Origin of the sequence: Flavobacterium ranwuense, assembly GCF_004349315.1 — a bacterium.
In the GTDB taxonomy this organism is placed as follows: domain Bacteria; phylum Bacteroidota; class Bacteroidia; order Flavobacteriales; family Flavobacteriaceae; genus Flavobacterium; species Flavobacterium ranwuense.
On record NZ_SMLH01000005.1, the window covers coordinates 109,533 to 126,485 of the forward strand.

At 35.2% G+C, this 16,953-nt stretch carries 14 protein-coding genes; all 14 read left to right on the plus strand.

Annotated features, from left to right (window positions below):
* Positions 1-8: 8 nt before the first annotated feature.
* The 14 genes from E0I61_RS10395 to E0I61_RS10460 all read left to right on the plus strand — a co-directional run bounded on the left by E0I61_RS10395 (position 9) and on the right by E0I61_RS10460 (position 16,928).
* Positions 9-995, plus strand: coding sequence for an alpha-ketoacid dehydrogenase subunit beta (locus E0I61_RS10395; protein ID WP_132071254.1), 987 nt, complete (start codon positions 9-11; stop codon positions 993-995).
* Positions 996-1,176: 181 nt separating this feature from the next.
* Entirely contained in the window at positions 1,177-2,166 is a 990-nt protein-coding gene (locus E0I61_RS10400; RefSeq protein WP_132071256.1) for a 2-hydroxyacid dehydrogenase, read from the plus strand.
* A gap of 96 nt (positions 2,167-2,262) precedes the next feature.
* Positions 2,263-3,366 carry a site-2 protease family protein gene (locus E0I61_RS10405; protein ID WP_132071258.1) on the plus strand — a complete coding sequence of 368 codons (1,104 nt, stop codon included), beginning with the start codon at positions 2,263-2,265 and terminating at the stop codon, positions 3,364-3,366.
* On the plus strand, positions 3,353-4,507 hold the full coding sequence (locus tag E0I61_RS10410; RefSeq protein ID WP_131994691.1) for a phospholipase D-like domain-containing protein: 1,155 nt from the start codon (positions 3,353-3,355) through the stop codon (positions 4,505-4,507). Before E0I61_RS10405 ends, E0I61_RS10410 begins: the two co-directional genes overlap by 14 nt.
* Positions 4,508-5,003: 496 nt before the next feature.
* Positions 5,004-6,065: a reverse transcriptase domain-containing protein gene (locus E0I61_RS10415; protein WP_132071260.1), complete on the plus strand. Its 1,062-nt coding sequence runs from the start codon at positions 5,004-5,006 to the stop codon at positions 6,063-6,065.
* A 259-nt stretch (positions 6,066-6,324) separates the two neighbouring features.
* Positions 6,325-6,903, plus strand: a complete 579-nt coding sequence (locus E0I61_RS10420) for a YceI family protein (RefSeq protein WP_131994685.1) — start codon at positions 6,325-6,327, stop codon at positions 6,901-6,903.
* Between the two features lie 55 nt (positions 6,904-6,958).
* The gene (locus tag E0I61_RS10425; RefSeq protein WP_132071262.1) at positions 6,959-7,861 is read left to right on the plus strand and encodes a J domain-containing protein; all 903 of its coding nucleotides are present in this window, start codon (positions 6,959-6,961) and stop codon (positions 7,859-7,861) included.
* Positions 7,858-8,151: a chaperone modulator CbpM gene (locus E0I61_RS10430; RefSeq protein WP_131994679.1), complete on the plus strand. Its 294-nt coding sequence runs from the start codon at positions 7,858-7,860 to the stop codon at positions 8,149-8,151. The genes E0I61_RS10425 and E0I61_RS10430 overlap by 4 nt, the downstream gene beginning before the upstream one ends.
* A 48-nt stretch (positions 8,152-8,199) precedes the next feature.
* The gene (locus E0I61_RS10435) at positions 8,200-10,782 is read left to right on the plus strand and encodes a cation-translocating P-type ATPase (RefSeq protein ID WP_132071264.1); all 2,583 of its coding nucleotides are present in this window, start codon (positions 8,200-8,202) and stop codon (positions 10,780-10,782) included.
* A gap of 300 nt (positions 10,783-11,082) precedes the next feature.
* Positions 11,083-11,865, plus strand: a complete 783-nt coding sequence (locus E0I61_RS10440; protein ID WP_131994673.1) for an MlaE family ABC transporter permease — start codon at positions 11,083-11,085, stop codon at positions 11,863-11,865.
* A gap of 6 nt (positions 11,866-11,871) precedes the next feature.
* Positions 11,872-12,624 (plus strand): ABC transporter ATP-binding protein, encoded by a 753-nt coding sequence (locus E0I61_RS10445; protein WP_132071266.1) that lies wholly within the window; start codon positions 11,872-11,874, stop codon positions 12,622-12,624.
* An 8-nt stretch (positions 12,625-12,632) separates the two neighbouring features.
* Positions 12,633-13,631: an MlaD family protein gene (locus E0I61_RS10450; protein WP_132071268.1), complete on the plus strand. Its 999-nt coding sequence runs from the start codon at positions 12,633-12,635 to the stop codon at positions 13,629-13,631.
* A 20-nt stretch (positions 13,632-13,651) separates the two neighbouring features.
* On the plus strand, positions 13,652-14,695 hold the full coding sequence (locus tag E0I61_RS10455) for a glycoside hydrolase family 130 protein (RefSeq protein ID WP_132071270.1): 1,044 nt from the start codon (positions 13,652-13,654) through the stop codon (positions 14,693-14,695).
* 34 nt (positions 14,696-14,729) lie between these two features.
* Entirely contained in the window at positions 14,730-16,928 is a 2,199-nt protein-coding gene (locus tag E0I61_RS10460) for a glycosyltransferase (protein WP_235832107.1), read from the plus strand.
* Positions 16,929-16,953 lie beyond the last annotated feature (25 nt).

The window sequence follows — 16,953 nt, forward strand, 5'->3', positions numbered from 1 at the left end:
AAAATAGCATGGCTACACTATCTATAACCTATCGTGAGGCCTTGAAACAAGGTCTTCACGAAGCATTGCAAAATGACAAACGCGTCTTTTTGATGGGCGAAGATGTGGGTCGTTATGGAGGAGCTTTTGCGGTAAGCAAAGGATTATTACAGGAATTTGGAGAAGAACGCATTATGGATGTCCCCCTTTTAGAAACGGGTTTTGTGGGAGCCGGAATTGGAGCAGCAATGGCCGGTATGAAACCTATTATTGAAATAATGACAGCCAATTTCAGTCTATTGGCTATGGATCAAATCGTAAACAATGCGGCTACCTTACAGCACATGTCAGGCGGACAATTGAATGTTCCTATAATTATACGAATGGGAAGCGGTATTGGACGTCAGTTGGGAGCACAACATTCGCATAGTTGGGAACCCTTTTATGCACACATTCCAGGACTAATTGTTTTGTCAGTGGGAACACATGAGGATGCGAGAAGTATACTACATGCTGCCTTGCAAAGTCCTGATCCTGTGCTACTGTTTGAATATACGATGATGCTTAATATCGAAAAAGAGATAGCGACTGATTTACCAATTGCTTCTCTCTCTAAAGCCAAAGTATTAAAAGAGGGAAAGGACATTTCGATAATCACTTACGGAACAGGAGTGTATAAAAGCTTGGAGGCTGCTGCCGAATTAGCTACCGTTGGAATTGATGCTGAAGTCATTGATTTACGGGTTTTACGGCCATTGGATGAGTTCACTTTCTTGGCTTCAATAGCCAAAACGCATCGGGTATTGATAGTAGAAGATGCTTGGCGTTCCGTAAGTATTTCCTCGGAAGTGAGCGCACGGATTATGGAAAACGGATTTTATTATTTGGCTGCTCCAGTACAACGATTGTGCGGTATTGATGTCCCTATTCCCTACCCTGCACATTTGGAAGAAGCTGCCATCCCTCAAAAAAATGATATTATAAATGCAGTAAAAAAAATGATCTATCGGAACTAATTTTTTAAATAGAATTGCCAATTTAAGACGAAACTAAAATATTCATTTTTCTATTAATCATACTGATTAAAAAGAGTTTAGTTCCATTAAATTAAAGATAAGAATTGAAATTCCTGAAACAGGTTTACAAAAAAATCACTACCTTAACAGGTATTTTTTTAGAAATGAAAAACAACAAAAAATGAAAGTATTAGTCTATAGTATATTTGGTTTTGATAAAGCTTTCCTGGAAAAAGCAGCACACGGTAATCACGAATTAGTTTTTACGGAGCAGACTTTGAACGAAAGTACCGCAAACCTTGCTAAAGGATTTGATGCGATTTCGCTTTTTACTTCAGACGATGCTTCAGAAACTGTATTGCAAAAATTATATACTTGCGGCGTCAAATATATTGCCCTACGCTCCGTAGGTTACGATCATGTTGATTTGGCCAGAGCAAAATCATTAGCCATGAAAGTGGCAAATGTTCCTGCTTATTCGCCTTATGCCATTGCTGAACTAGCCGTAGCTTTGTTATTGGCATTAAACCGAAAACTGGTTTTAGGTCAGACACTAATGCAAATTGGCGATTATCGCCTAGATCATTTAGTGGGTTTTGATTTGCATGGAAAAACAATAGGCATCGTAGGAACTGGAAAAATAGGCGCTGCTTTTGCAAAAATTATGCATGGTTTTGGTTGTAAAATTTTAGCCTTTGATATTGAGGAGAACAAGGAACTTATGGATAAAATTCCTATTACTTATGTTTCACTTGAGGATTTATGCGCCACTGCTGATGTGATATCTGTTCATTATCTGCTCAATGGGGCAACAAACCATCTGTTTAACAAAAGTACTTTTGCATTAATGAAAAAAGGGGTGATTTTTATTAATACAGCTCGTGGAGGAATAGTAAACACCAAAGATTTATTAGAAGCTATAGAAAATAAAACTATTGGCGCTGCCGGCTTAGATGTTTACGAAAAAGAGAAACCTATATTTTTTCAAGATCATACTGATTCTCCAATAAATGACACCTTGTTTTTAAAACTTCGTTCCCATCCTAATGTAATGATTACCGGACATCAAGGTTTTTTGACAAACGAGGCTTTAGAGGGAATTGCACATACTACGATTGCTAATTTGAATGCCTGGGCCTATAATGGTATTTCCGGAAATGAAGTGAACTGATAGGGTTTTGGATTCATTTATAAATGAATAGATTTTTTATTATTTGTCTATTTTTTTTTAATCATACTGCGGTTAGTAGTATTAAAAACTCAAAAGATGAAAGGATCCTTTAAACTCGGAAAAGTCGCTGGTATCGGAATATTTATTCACTGGACATTCACTTTGCTTATTCTGTTTATCATTTTTATGAACTACAAATCAGGTCAGAATGCCACTCAAATAATATGGTCTGTTGTGTTTATCTTGTGCATATTCATTACTGTTTTATTACACGAACTGGGTCATGCATTAGTAGCAAAAAATTATAACATAAAAACCAAAGACATCACCCTTTTGCCCATTGGCGGATTGGCTCGACTGGAACGAATACCTGAAAAACCTTTGGAAGAATTAATAGTTGCTTTTGCGGGACCTTTAGTAAATATCACATTGGCCTTTATCACGGGAATTTTCATTACCATTCCTGATACTTCGCAGCACTTAATGGCGGAGTTATCTAATGGAGTAAACGCGAATAATTTCTTTCTCAATTTTTTTTTAGTCAATTTCTGGTTGGCAATTTTCAATTTAATTCCTGCTTTTCCTATGGATGGCGGCAGAATTTTACGTGCTTTATTATCGTTTAAATTACAAAGACATGTTGCCACAAGAATTTCGGCACGGATAGGACAACTATTGGCAATGGGATTTATCATTTTTGGATTTTTCACTTCCCCTATTCTAATTTTTATAGGTATTTTTGTTATTATTGGAGCTCAGGTAGAAGCGGATTATACCGAGTCTAAATTCCTCTTGAAAGGCTTCAAAGTCCATACTGTTATAATGAAACAGTATCTAACGATTGATGCAAATGATATCGTAAAAACCGCCGTTGAATTGGTATTGGACAGTCAAAACAAGAATTTTTTGATCACTGAAAATGGTATTCCGGTTGGAACGTTGAATCGAGACCAAATTATTATGGCACTTTCTAAAAAAGGAGACGATGAATTTATTTATAATGTCATGGATCGAAATTTGGTTTACCTCGATAGTGATTCCCTTTTGGAAAACGTTTTTGAGCTAATCCAACTCAATAAATCAAGATTAATGCTCGTTATGGAGAATAATAAAGTCGTTGGTGTTTTGGATGTTGAAAATCTTATGGAACTCCTTTTAATTAACGAAGTAAAAATAAATAAAGCCCATGATAGAAAGTAAAAATAGTCTTATGCCTCCAAAAAATCTAGAGCTTGTTTATAGTGGCGAAGATTATTTTTCTCGATTAGAAGCTATTATTCGTAATTCACAATTTGAAATCCACATGCAAATGTATCTTTTTGAAAACGATGCAACTGGAAATAGGATTATAGAGGCATTAATAGAAGCTGCTTCGCGAAAAGTTCAGATTTATATCCTTTTGGATGGGTTGGGATCTTTATCATTCCCTTCTGAAACAATAAAAAAAATGAGGCAAAGTGGCATAAACATTCGTTTTTTTGCCCCTTTATTTTCAACCTATACCTTTTATATTGGCAGAAGATTACATCGAAAAGTTGTTGTTGCTGACGCAAAATTTGTGCTAATTGGCGGTATAAATATTGCCGATAAATACTGTGGTTGCTCTACCGAAGCGCCTTGGCTTGACTATGCAGTTCAATTAAACGGTGAAATAGCCGAACCTCTTCGAAAATTGTGTGCCGATATTTATTTTAAAAAAAGACATCTGCGAAACAAAAAAATTAAATCTTCATTTCCTGTCCAGGAAGATGCCATGGTTCGCATACTTCAGAATGACTGGTTAAAGGGGAAAAATGAAATTTGTGATGCCTATATAAAATCCATTCGAAATGCGAAAACAGAAATAATTATTGTGGGAAGTTATTTTCTTCCTGGGATTCGAATCATTCGAGCCTTGAAAAAAGCATCCAAAAATAAGGTGAAAATTAAATTAGTTCTTTCCGGAAAATCAGATCTACCGTTGACAAGGCGCGCCACTTGCTTCCTCTATGGCAAGCTACTTAAATATAATATTGAATTGTACGAATGGGACCAATCCATTTTACATGGAAAAGTAGCCGTAATAGATGGCAATTGGGCTACAATAGGTTCTTTTAATCTGAATAATTTAAGTTCGTACGGAAGCCTTGAAATGAATGTTGAAATAAATTCTGCTTTGTTTTCTAAAATGTTTCAAACGCACCTCCTCGGAATTATTGCTCAATGCCAAAACATAACGCTTAACTCGCTAAAAACAAAGGACAATCTATTGACGAAAACCATCAACTTTCTTTCGTATTGTATGACCCGAATAATAGAAATAATTGTCACCTACACTCCCTATAAACGATTCAATAATTGATTTTATAAAATAGTAATTACAGCTTTTGTTCCAAAAAATGAAAAGTATTCTGTTCCAAAAAACAAATTATTATTGAAAAAATTATCACTATTAGTACTGTTAATAAAATATTTTTAATTAACTTTATATGTATTTTTTAATCATTTAAAACACTATAAGCAAGTACTTTATAAATTTACAAGCAATGGAACCACACCGAATAAAAACTAAAAAAAAAGAGGATTGGATTCAAAAAGATTTGGAGAGTAAAACTCCCAAATTAAGCAGTAAAATAGTGTTTATTCCCAGTCAGGATGAATTATTTTTCTAGTTCATTTCTCAAAGAAATTTGTTAGCCCAGGTTAACATCGGAGCCGTGAGTCACTGCTCTGTAATTGAATGTTCTTTCAAGCACCAGGTTTAAAAGATTCTCCGCAGAGCTCCAAACTTTTAAACCGGTATTCTTAATCGGGGTTAGGGACAAAATAGTCCCTACTCCATTAACGATTTAAACGCTATGGATTTTGCACAATACAAAGAAACATTTACAGACAAATCCCATAAAATAGGCTATTCCCTTCCTAATATTCAACGTTGTCTGGATTATGCCGAAGTTTTATTTTCACATGACGTACCGATTATTTACAATCCAACCCATTTATCGCTTTTGGTGGGATACAAAAAAGAATACTTAAAAAAAGCGGCTGTTTATCCCCGCTATTTTTACCGTGATTTTGAGATTGCAAAAAAAAATGGCACAAAACGACTTATTTCTGAGCCTCTCCCCAGTTTGAAAGAAATTCAGATCTGGATTTTGAGAAATATTCTCAATAAAGTTCCCATCAGCCCTTTTGCGAAAGCATACAAAACCAATGTAAGCCTTATTGAAAACCTGAAATTCCATAAAAATCAACCTAAAGTATTTACGTTGGACTTAGAAAATTTTTTCCAATCTATTACTATTAAATTAGTTGAAAAAGAGTTTCATCAATTGGGCTATTCAAAAATGGTATCGAGACTGCTTTCAAAATTGTGCACCCGAGACAAAACTTTGCCACAAGGCGCACCCACGAGTCCATATCTTTCGAATTTGATTTTAAAAGATGCCGATGCCCAGATTGCCGCCTACTGCAAACTGCATAAAATAAGATACACCCGTTATGCTGACGACATGAGCTTTTCCGGTGATTTTGACGAAAACAAGCTACTCCATAAAGTAATTGAAATTGTTGAAAAATTAAATCTTCGCATCAATAAAAACAAGACTAAACTCATGACGTCCAATACCCGTCAAACCGTCACAGGGATTGTGGTCAATGAAAAACCGCAGGTGGTATTCCACAAACGCAATGATTTGAGACAGGCCATGTATTATATCAAGAAATTTGGTATCGAGGAACACCGCGAATACAAAGAAATCAACCAGAAAAATTATCTCGAACATTTGTTAGGGAAAATCAATTTTGTGTTGCAAATAAATCCAAAAGACATCGAATTTTTAGAGTACAAATCTATATTGAAAGACCTAAAAAAGAAACAGGATTTAAAAGCTATGGAGGACGAATTATTACCAATATAATAATTGAAAAACATTCCTGGAAAAAGAACCCTCTATAAAAACTCTTTTCAGAGTTTTTATTATTTTTATAACTAACTGAAATAAAGCCATTTATTACTATTTTAATACCTGAAAATTAATTAAATTTGATAGATAAAAATGTCTAAAAATCACAATCATTTGTGCGATCTCTTTTATACATATTGATATTGATAAAAGCGAGACTACAACCTTTGAACGTCTTTATAATATAACAAATAATTAAAAAAAGTAATACCTCATGAAAAAAATAACAACAATTATCGCAACACTATTTTTCTCTACTTTTCTATTGGCACAAACAACTTGGAAAGTAGATCCAATGCATTCAAAATTAGCTTTTAGCACTGGGCATATGGGTATCTCCGATATTTCCGGATTGTTCAAAACATTTGAGGCAACCGCTACAACTAGCAAAGCTGATTTTAGTAATGCCACATTTGAACTCTCAACTGATCTGGCCTCTATCGATACCGAAGTGGAAATGCGGGATAATCATTTAAGAAGTGCCGATTTCTTTGACGTGGAAAAATACCCTAAAATGACTTTTAAAAGCATCTCCATAAAAAAAATAGGGAAAGAAAAAGGGAAATACAAACTTATGGGGACGCTCACACTGCACGGAATAACAAAGCCGATAACCCTCAATATGTGGTATCGAGGATCTGCAGAAAACCCACAATCTAAAACAATCTCAGCCGGTTTTCAATTTAGCGGAATTTTAAAGCGTTCTGATTTTAATATAGGAACAAAATTTCCTGCACCAATGATTAGTGATGAAGTCAAAATTAAAGCAGATTGTGAGTTCATTAAACAATAAATAGCTTGGGTTAAAGTATTAATACAGACCAAAATTTATATAAAAAACAATCCAGATGGCATTTATAGACTATTACAAGATTCTTGAAGTGGATAAAAAGGCAACTGAAACCGAGATTAAAAAGGCGTATCGCAAACTGGCCAGAAAATACCATCCTGACTTAAACCCCAACAATAAGGAAGCCGAAAGAAAATTCAAAGAAATCAATGAGGCCAATGAAGTATTGAGCCATGCCGAGAATCGTAAAAAATATGATGACTACGGTGAGAACTGGCAACATCCAGAGGAATTTGAGAAATCTAAACAACAACAGCAGTATCATAGAGGTGGTCAACAAGATGGTTTTGGTGGGTTCAGTGGCGGCGGTGGAGATTTTTCAGATTTTTTTGAATCTATGTTCGGTGGTAGCTCATCAGCAGGCGGAGGTCGTCGTAGGGCACCGTTTAAAGGGCAGGATTTTAATGCCGAACTGCATCTGGACCTAAAAGACGTATACACAACACACAAACGCACCTTGACTATTAACGGTAAAAACATTCGTATTACCATTCCTGCCGGAGTAGAAAATGGTCAGCAAATAAAAATCAGCGGACTTGGTGGTGAAGGCGCTGGCGGTGGCCCGAAAGGAGATTTGTACATCACTTTCACTATTGAAAACCATACTAACTTCAAGTTAGACAAACACAACCTCTATTCCACTGTTACCTTAGATTTATTTACCGCGCTATTGGGTGGCGATATCACCGCAGATACTTTTGACGGAAAAGTAAAACTAACCGTAAAGACCGGAACCCAAAATGGAACAAAAGTAAAACTGAAAGGAAAAGGATTTCCAGTGTATAAAAAGGAAGGGGAATTTGGTGATTTCTACATTACCTATCACATACAAATACCCACAAATCTTTCCGAAAAAGAAAAAGAATTATTTACGGAACTCGCTAAGTTAAGAACGTCATGAACATCGAAAACCTCATCGCTATACCTGCATTATGTACCCATTACAAAGTGGAATTCTCTTTTTTTAACAACCTCAGTGAAATGGGTTTACTCGAAATAAAAACTATCGAAGCAATGCAATATATCCATCCGGATGCAATCTTTGAAATAGAGAAAATGATACGCATCCATCAAGAATTACAGGTAAATACGGAAGGAATTGATGTGGTGTTTAATTTGCTCCAAAAAATAGAAGATTTGCAAAATGAGCTGATTTCCACTAAGAATAGATTGCGCTTATACGAAAGTTGAGATTTGATAATCCCAATATTCTTTTACTACCTATAAAAAGTAAAAAATATGAACTGGCACTTAATCCCTCTTTCGGAAATAGCTCAATTGCTAAATACTACTCCATCCGGAATTGATGATGTAACGGCGTCAGAACGCTTGCGCAAATATGGGAAAAATCAAATTGAAGATAAAAAAAAGAAGACAATACTACAGATGCTTCTATGTCAGCTCTCTGATTTCATGATTCTCATCCTTATTGCAGCAGCAATTATCTCCGGTATATTAGGTGATGTTACCGATACGATTATTATTCTTGCTATCATTATTATTAATGCCGTTGTTGGTTTTATCCAAGAGTATCGGGCTGAAAAAGCGATGGAAGCATTAAAAAATATGGTGGCAAACTATGCGCGTATTTTACGTGAAGGAAAAGCAATGGATATTCCTGCTTCCAATCTCGTCCCTGGAGATGTAGTGGTACTCGAAGCGGGAAATGTTATTCCTGCCGATATCCGCTTTTTTGAAACCCATCAAATAAAAGTAGATGAATCAGCGCTTACGGGTGAATCGAATAATGTAGAGAAAAATCCAGAGGAACTTCCTGAAGGGAATTATGCGCTTGGCGACCAAACCAATATGGGATACAAAGGAACTTATGTTACCAATGGACGAGCGCTGGCTTATGTGGTAGCAACAGGAATGCATACTGAACTTGGACACATCGCAAAAATGATCCAAACCGATGAAACCACAACGCCCTTACAAAAAAGATTAGCTGCTTTTGGCAAACGGTTATCGGTAGTTATACTTATTATCTGTGCTATCATTTTTTTTATTGGATGGTTGCGAGGAGAAACAGTTTTGACAATGCTGATTACGTCTATTTCACTTGCTGTTGCCGCCATTCCTGAGGCTTTACCTGCATTAGTAACCATTGCACTTGCTTTTGGCGCCAAAAAATTAGCTAAAAATAATGCCCTCATCCGAAAATTACCGGCTGTGGAGACTTTGGGTTCCGTGACTTTCATCTGCTCTGATAAAACAGGAACTCTTACGCTGAATAAAATGACGGTGCAGGAAATTTTTGAAACTTCGGATAAAAAATACGAGGCTTTTTTTGCAGAAAAAAATGTACTGCTACACACAATAGCTTTAAATAATGATGTTACAAAAGAGGAAAATGAAAAATGGCTGGGAGATTCAACTGAAGTCGCCTTGGTACAATATGCATTCGATAAAAACTTAAACCGGACTGATTTAGAAGTAACATTTCCCCGAATTGCAGAATTGCCTTTCGATTCTAAAAGAAAGTGCATGACTACAATTCACCAAACCCAAAATTCTAATGGTGAAATTATAGTAATTACAAAAGGGGCTGTTGATGTATTGTTTCACAAATTGAATGATAATCAAAAATCTCTTATTCCTGAATTTGAACGTAAAGTCAACGAAATGGCTGAAAAAGGATATCGGGTTTTAGGTTACGCCATGAAAACGCTTCCTTCCTTACCCGAAAATCTGGACACCGATGAAATAGAAACCGAATTAACCCTTATTGGGTTTGTAGGGATGATTGATCCACCTCGTGAGGAGGCAAAACAGGCGGTTTCTGAATGCATAGAAGCCGGTATTACTCCTGTTATGATTACTGGTGACCACAAACTAACTGCCAAGGCAATTGCCGAAAAACTGGGTATTATTGTCACGGATGACGACCTTGTTTTAACAGGGTCAGAACTGACTGCATTAACACAAAGTGAGTTTATAAAAATTGTCGAAAAAGTAAAAGTGTATGCACGTGTAAATCCGGAACAGAAACTAAGAATCATTACTGCATTACAATCCAAAAATCATTTTGTGGCAATGACTGGCGATGGTGTGAATGATGCTCCGGCTCTAAAAAATGCTGACATAGGTATTGCCATGGGAATCAACGGAACCGAAGTATCCAAAGAAGCCTCGCACATGATTTTATTAGATGATAACTTTGCCACCATTATTATTGCTGTTAAACATGGTAGAAAAATATTTGATAACATCCTAAAATTTATTAAATACATAATGACAGGAAACTCTGGAGAAATATGGGCAATTTTTTTAGCTCCGTTCTTTGGTTTACCTATTCCGCTATTAGCCATACACATTCTCTGGATTAATCTGGTAACGGATGGTTTACCAGGATTAGCACTAGCCTCAGAGCCATCTGAAACAAATATTATGAAACGACCACCCAGAAATCCGAAGAAAAATATTTTTTCAAATGGAATGGCTTTACACATTTTATGGGTCGGATTTTTAATGGGTATCGTTACTATTGGGATGCAGGCTTATGCAATACATAATGCCAATACACATTGGCAAACGATGGCTTTTACGGTACTTTGTTTTAGTCAGTTGGGACACGTAATGGTCATTCGGTCCAGTCGGGAATCCATTTTTAAAATAGGCTTTTTTTCTAACAAACCTATGCTTGTCGCCTTATTGATAACTATTGTCCTTCAATTTATGGTTATTTATATGCCTTTCTTTAACGAAATTTTTAAAACTCAACCCTTACCTTTATATGAATTGGGGCTAACATTGGCGGTATCAAGTATTGTATTTTGGTCTGGTGAAGCCGAAAAATGGATTAAAAACAGGAACAAATAGACTTCAATTACTTTTTAAACACTCTCTATTTCATAAGGATTTGTGTGATTTTTTTTTGAAAATAATTTGTGTTCCCTTTTTGAATTTTCTTTTCATTTTTATCAAAATTCCCTTTTTTAATTCCACGCTTAAAAATCAAAATAGAAATTACAATTTAAAAAACATCCTTATTCTTTTTTATATTTTTTTCGACAAAACCCTCAAAAAAATAGCCGAACAACATATTTAAATGCTGATAATCAGACAAATAATCGTATATTTGAGTAGCTTTTTTTCTATTAAAAATTAATTCATTTACTAATGAATAGTATTTTTAAAATAATCGAATTGTTTAAAACTTTTTTACTTGAAATTGGCGAACTCTCTTATTTTGCAGGTCGTTTTTTTAAAGAAGTTTTTAGGCATCCTACGGAGTTCAAAGAATTCCTTAGACAATGTTTTTATATGGGAAATCGTTCTTTGCTGCTTGTTGCTGTAACAGGATTTATCATTGGTTTAGTCTTCACCTTACAATCTCGCCCCACGCTACAGGAATTTGGCGCCGTTTCCTGGATGCCGTCAATGGTCAGTATTTCACTTATTAGAGAAATTGGGCCTATTATCACGGCTCTAATTTGCGCAGGACGGATTGGTTCTGGAATTGGCGCTGAACTGGGTTCTATGAGAGTTACAGAACAAATAGATGCTATGGAAGTTTCCGGTACAAATCCTTTCAAGTATTTAGTGGTAACCCGCATATTAGCAACTACTTTCATGCTCCCTATTCTGGTATTTTTTGGAGATGCTATTGCCATTTTTGGTTCTTTTTTAGTAGAAAATATAAAAGGGAATGTTTCTTTTTTATTGTATTACAATCAAGTTTTTGACGCCTTGGAATTTGGAGATTTAATCCCGGCAACCATTAAAACTTTCTTTTTTGGTTTTGCCATCGGTTTAGTGGGTTGTTTTAAAGGATATTATTGTAAAAAAGGAACTGCAGGTGTTGGTTTAGCGGCTAACTCAGCAGTGGTTTTTACCTCGATGCTATTATTTATTATTGACTTTATTGCTGTTTTTATTACTGATATTTTTTATGATTTATAACTGATTATGAAGACATCTATACCAAATCCAAACCCAATTATAGAGATTAAAGACTTGAGAAAAAGCTATGGTGACAATCATGTTTTGGATGGTTTTAATATGGTTTTGAATGAAGGAGAAAATCTGGTTATCATGGGAAAATCAGGTTCTGGAAAATCAGTTATGATAAAGTGTCTTATTGGTTTAGAAGAACATGACAGTGGAACTGTTGTAATAATGGGAGAAGATATTAGTGAACTCGACCATTCAGCATTAGATGATCTTCGTACGGAAGTAGGCTTTCTTTTTCAGGGAAGCGCACTCTATGACTCGATGACCGTCAGAGAAAATTTGGAATTCCCTTTACGTCGCCACAAAAAAAAATTCGGCAAAATAAAGGACACCACTCCACTGGTTATGGAAGCATTGGGAAATGTAGGTCTGGCTCACACTATAAATTTAATGCCCGAAGAACTTTCGGGGGGAATGAAACGAAGGATTGCTTTGGCCAGAACTTTAATTCTACAACCAAAAATCATTCTTTATGATGAACCAACTACTGGTTTAGACCCCATTACTGCAAAGGAAATTTTACTGTTAATGATGTCCATCCAGAAAAAATACAACACTTCGGCAATTATCATTACACATGATGTGGATTGCGCCAGAATGATTTCGAACCGAATGATTTTATTGGTAGACGGTATCAATTATATCGAAGGAACTTTTGAGGAACTATCAATTTCAACAGATCCTAAAGTACAAGCTTTTTTTAAATAAGAATAGATATGGAGAAAACGACATCACAAAAACTGCGCCTTGGACTTTTTGTAATCATCGGATTAATGCTATTTGTACTGGCAGTATATTTCATTGGCGATAAGCAAAAAATGTTTGGAAAAACCAATCATCTGAAAGCGGTATTCAATAACGTAAGTGGATTACAACTAGGTAATAACGTACGGTATTCAGGGATAAATGTAGGCACTGTACGCAGAATAGAAATGATCAATGACTCTACCATTAAAGTCGATATGCTGATTGAAAAAAACATTTTTCCTCACATTAAAAAAAATGCTATTGCCACTATAAGTTCAGATGGTTTGGTAGGTAATATGATTATAAATATTATCCCCGGCAAAGGGATGGAAGCTGCTGTGAACCCAGGAGATGAGATTCAATCCTTAAGCCGCATTCGTACGGATGATTTGCTGAATACCCTTGCTGTGACCAATAAAAACGCGGCGCTTCTTACCATTGATTTACTTAAAATTACACAGGAAATAAATGAAGGCAAAGGAACGGTGGGTTTATTGATTAAAGATTCCTCTTTAGCCAATAACTTGAAAGAAACCATGCGATATCTAAAAATTACCGGACAAGGAACTACGGAGTCCGTGAAAAAATTAAACCGACTCATTTCTTCTTTAGAAAATAAAGATAATGTGATAGGTTTTTTGAAAGATACGGCTGTAGCCAATGATATGAAAGCGGTAGTTCGCAATTTAGATAAATCCAGTACTGAAATAAATAAAGTAGTAACCAATCTCAATTCGACAATTGCAAATATTAAAGATGGAAAAGGAGCTATAAACTACTTATCAAATAATCCGAAATTAGTTCAAAAAATAGACTCTACGATGACAAATATTAACGAAGCGAGTTCACGTTTGAATGAAAATATGGAAGCTTTAAAGCACAATTTTTTATTTCGGGGTTATTTTAAAAAACAGGAAAAAGCAAGAAATAAAGAACAGAAAAAAGAAGAACCGGATAAAAAGTATTGAGCAGCAAAAAATATTAAATCATGGTTACTATAGAGAAATTAGGAATAATTCTAAGTCCTACTGACAACGAATTTGAAAATAATGGTGTGTTCAATCCCGGTATTTATCAGGATGGAAATACCATTCATGTTTTATACCGGGCAGTAAAACATGGAAATTTCTCAACCATAGGTTATGCAAAAATGGATGGTCCTCTTAAAATAACGGAACGGCATGAAAAGCCATTGATAACCCGTGATTTCGATTACGAAAAACATGGTGTAGAAGATGCGAGAATTGTAAAAATTGAGGATACCTATTATATCACCTATACCGCTTATGACGGTGTCAATGCAATGGGAGCACTAGCTACCTCAAAGGATTTGATTCATTTTGAAAAACATGGAATCATAACTCCACGTATAAATTACCAAGAATATGAAAATTTTGTAACTTTTTGTGACAAGAATAAAAATAAACTAAATCCAAAATACCATCAATACTATAACCTTTTTGCAAAAATAGGATTAGTGGGAGATGAACTTAGATTGCTCAGAGATAAAGATGTGGTTTTATTTCCAAGAAAAATAAACGGAAAATTTGTTTTATTGCACCGCATTTGGCCTGGAATTCAGATCGTACAATTTAATGACTGGAAAGATTTAACCGAATCCTTTTGGGAAGATTATCTTAAAAATCTTGTCAACCATATCGTACTTGACCCAAAAGACATCTATGAAGTAAACTACATTGGTGCTGGTGGACCACCTATAGAAACTGAATTTGGCTGGTTGATAATCTATCATGGTGTTCAGGAAACTACAACAGGAAAAGTATATCGTGCCAAAGCAGCATTACTGCAGTTAGACAAACCCGAAATTGAACTTGCCAGATTACTTTATCCGCTATTTTCCCCTACCAAGCAATGGGAAATAGAAGGCGAAGTAAGAAACATAGTGTTTCCAACTGGTCATGCTTTATTTGGGAATGATCTTTACATCTATTATGGTGTAGCTGATAAGCATGTTGCCGTAGCAAAATTAGACATCAACGAATTGCTTCTTGAATTGAGAAAACAATGTTAGCAAAAGCGCCATGAAACTCCAAAAAGGAATAAAAATGTTAATTGTAAGTTCGTATCCGCCAAGAGAATGCGGTATAGCAACTTTTTCAAATGATATTGTAAATGCAGTGAAAATTGTTTTTGGAGATACATTACCGGTTGAGGTATGCGCTTTGCAGAATAGTGAACAACACTTTGAATATAATAATGAAGTAAGCTATATTTTACCTGTTAATTCATTGAAACATTACCGGATGGTTGCCGAAAAAATAAATGAACGAAACGACATCGCATTGGTTTGCATTCAACATGAATTTGGTCTTTTTAGAGGCGAATACGGCGATTATGTTCTCTCTTTCATACTAGCTCTAAACAAACCAATTGTTACTATTTTTCATACCGTGCTACCGAATCCGGATGAAAAAAGAAAGAAAATAGTTCATGCTATAGCTGATTTATCCGATCGAATCATTGTACTCACCAAAAACTCACAGACTATTTTGACTACTAATTACGGTGTTGAGGAAACCAAAACAATTGTAATTCCACATGGCAATCACAATGTATTATGGGAACAAAAAAATACTCTAAAGAACACTTATGATTTCTCGGATAAAATAGTGATGTCCACATTTGGTTTAATCAGTCAAAATAAAGGTATCGAAACCGTATTACAAGCTTTACCTGAAATTGTTAAAAAAAATCCCGAAGTAATTTTTCTGGTAATTGGGAAAACACATCCTGAAATAATTCGTCAAGAGGGAGAAATATATCGCGACAGTCTTATCAATTTAGTACAAGAACTTCATCTGGAAAATAATGTTATCTTCATTAATGAATACCTACAGTTGTCTCAATTACTGGAATATCTAACTCTATCAGACATCTATTTATTCTCTTCCAAAGATCCTAATCAAGCAGTAAGCGGTACTTTTGCTTATGCCATGAGTTGCGGTTGTACTGTTATTTCTACTCCAATACCGCATGCTGTTGAAGCATTAGTAAATGGCAACGGAATACTCTTGAATAGTTTCGAAAACTCCGAAGAATTTAAAAACGCAATAGTATACTTGATTGAAAATAAAGAGGAACGAATAGCGATGGGTAAGAATGCATTTTCTTTGTCACACGCCACTAACTGGGAAAATATAGCCATTCAATACCGATTACTTTTTGACCAATTAACCAATCGAGAAGAAGATTTAAGATTCAATTTCCCTCCCATAAAACTAGACCATATCAAAAAACTCACTACTGATTTTGGAATACTTCAGTTTTCAAAATTCAGCCAGCCCGATCCTGAGTCGGGTTACACATTAGATGATAATGCCAGAGCACTGATTAATATGGTCCTGTATAACAAAGTTTTTCCAGACAACAATACCTTAAAATTAGCAAATATATATCTGAATTTTATAGAAGGCATTCAACGAAACAACGGCTGGTTTGATAACTACAAAGATTTTGACCATCAATTAACCAAACAAAATGAAGAAGTAAATCTTGAAGATGCCAACGGTAGAGCGCTATGGAGTTTAGGAACGGTAATTTCCCACAGGGACTCCTTACCTTTAGAAATGATTTGCCAGGCGGTAAAATGTTGGGACAAAGCCATAAAAAGAATTGACGATATTAAATCCCCAAGAGCAATAGCCTATGCTTTGAAAGGGCTGTATTTCTATCATTCTATTTATAAAGACGAAGAGATAAAGTCCCATATTGAGAAGCTTGCCGATGAACTTTTGCGCCACTATAATATCAATTCAGCAGAAAATTGGTGCTGGTACGAGGATTACATGACTTATGCAAATAACGTTTTGCCCGAAGCCATGATGTACAGTTATTTAGTTACAAAAAATCCTAAGTACAAAAAAATTGCGGCAATCACATTTGATTTTCTTCTTTCTCATTATTTTATGAAAGGACAACTAAAAGTAATCTCAAACAGAGGTTGGTTTAAGAAAGAAAATGAAAGGGTTTTCTATGGGGAACAACCTATAGAAGTGGCTACTACAATCCTTGCATTGGATTTATTTTATGAAGTCACCCGAAACAAAAAATACAAAGATCAGCTTAAACTGGCTTTCATTTGGTTTTTAGGAAATAATCATTTGAAACAAATTATGTACAATCCAGAAAACGGATCATCTTATGATGGATTAGAGGACAAACATATCAATATCAATCAAGGAGCTGAATCTACCTTATGCTATTTTAAAGCAAGATTAATAATGGAAAAATATTCTGATAACTGATATTTGAATTTTAGTGAGAAATCGA

Bases quoted from the DNA above. Each gene is read 5' to 3' on its own strand.
- E0I61_RS10395 (WP_132071254.1), top strand. From the start codon at position 9: ATGGCTACACTATCTATAACCTATCGTGAGGCCTTGAAACAAGGTCTT.
- E0I61_RS10400 (WP_132071256.1), top strand. From the start codon at position 1,177: ATGAAAGTATTAGTCTATAGTATATTTGGTTTTGATAAAGCTTTCCTG.
- E0I61_RS10405 (WP_132071258.1), top strand. From the start codon at position 2,263: ATGAAAGGATCCTTTAAACTCGGAAAAGTCGCTGGTATCGGAATATTT.
- E0I61_RS10410 (WP_131994691.1), top strand. From the start codon at position 3,353: ATGATAGAAAGTAAAAATAGTCTTATGCCTCCAAAAAATCTAGAGCTT.
- E0I61_RS10415 (WP_132071260.1), top strand. From the start codon at position 5,004: ATGGATTTTGCACAATACAAAGAAACATTTACAGACAAATCCCATAAA.
- E0I61_RS10420 (WP_131994685.1), top strand. From the start codon at position 6,325: ATGAAAAAAATAACAACAATTATCGCAACACTATTTTTCTCTACTTTT.
- E0I61_RS10425 (WP_132071262.1), top strand. From the start codon at position 6,959: ATGGCATTTATAGACTATTACAAGATTCTTGAAGTGGATAAAAAGGCA.
- E0I61_RS10430 (WP_131994679.1), top strand. From the start codon at position 7,858: ATGAACATCGAAAACCTCATCGCTATACCTGCATTATGTACCCATTAC.
- E0I61_RS10435 (WP_132071264.1), top strand. From the start codon at position 8,200: ATGAACTGGCACTTAATCCCTCTTTCGGAAATAGCTCAATTGCTAAAT.
- E0I61_RS10440 (WP_131994673.1), top strand. From the start codon at position 11,083: ATGAATAGTATTTTTAAAATAATCGAATTGTTTAAAACTTTTTTACTT.
- E0I61_RS10445 (WP_132071266.1), top strand. From the start codon at position 11,872: ATGAAGACATCTATACCAAATCCAAACCCAATTATAGAGATTAAAGAC.
- E0I61_RS10450 (WP_132071268.1), top strand. From the start codon at position 12,633: ATGGAGAAAACGACATCACAAAAACTGCGCCTTGGACTTTTTGTAATC.
- E0I61_RS10455 (WP_132071270.1), top strand. From the start codon at position 13,652: ATGGTTACTATAGAGAAATTAGGAATAATTCTAAGTCCTACTGACAAC.
- E0I61_RS10460 (WP_235832107.1), top strand. From the start codon at position 14,730: ATGTTAATTGTAAGTTCGTATCCGCCAAGAGAATGCGGTATAGCAACT.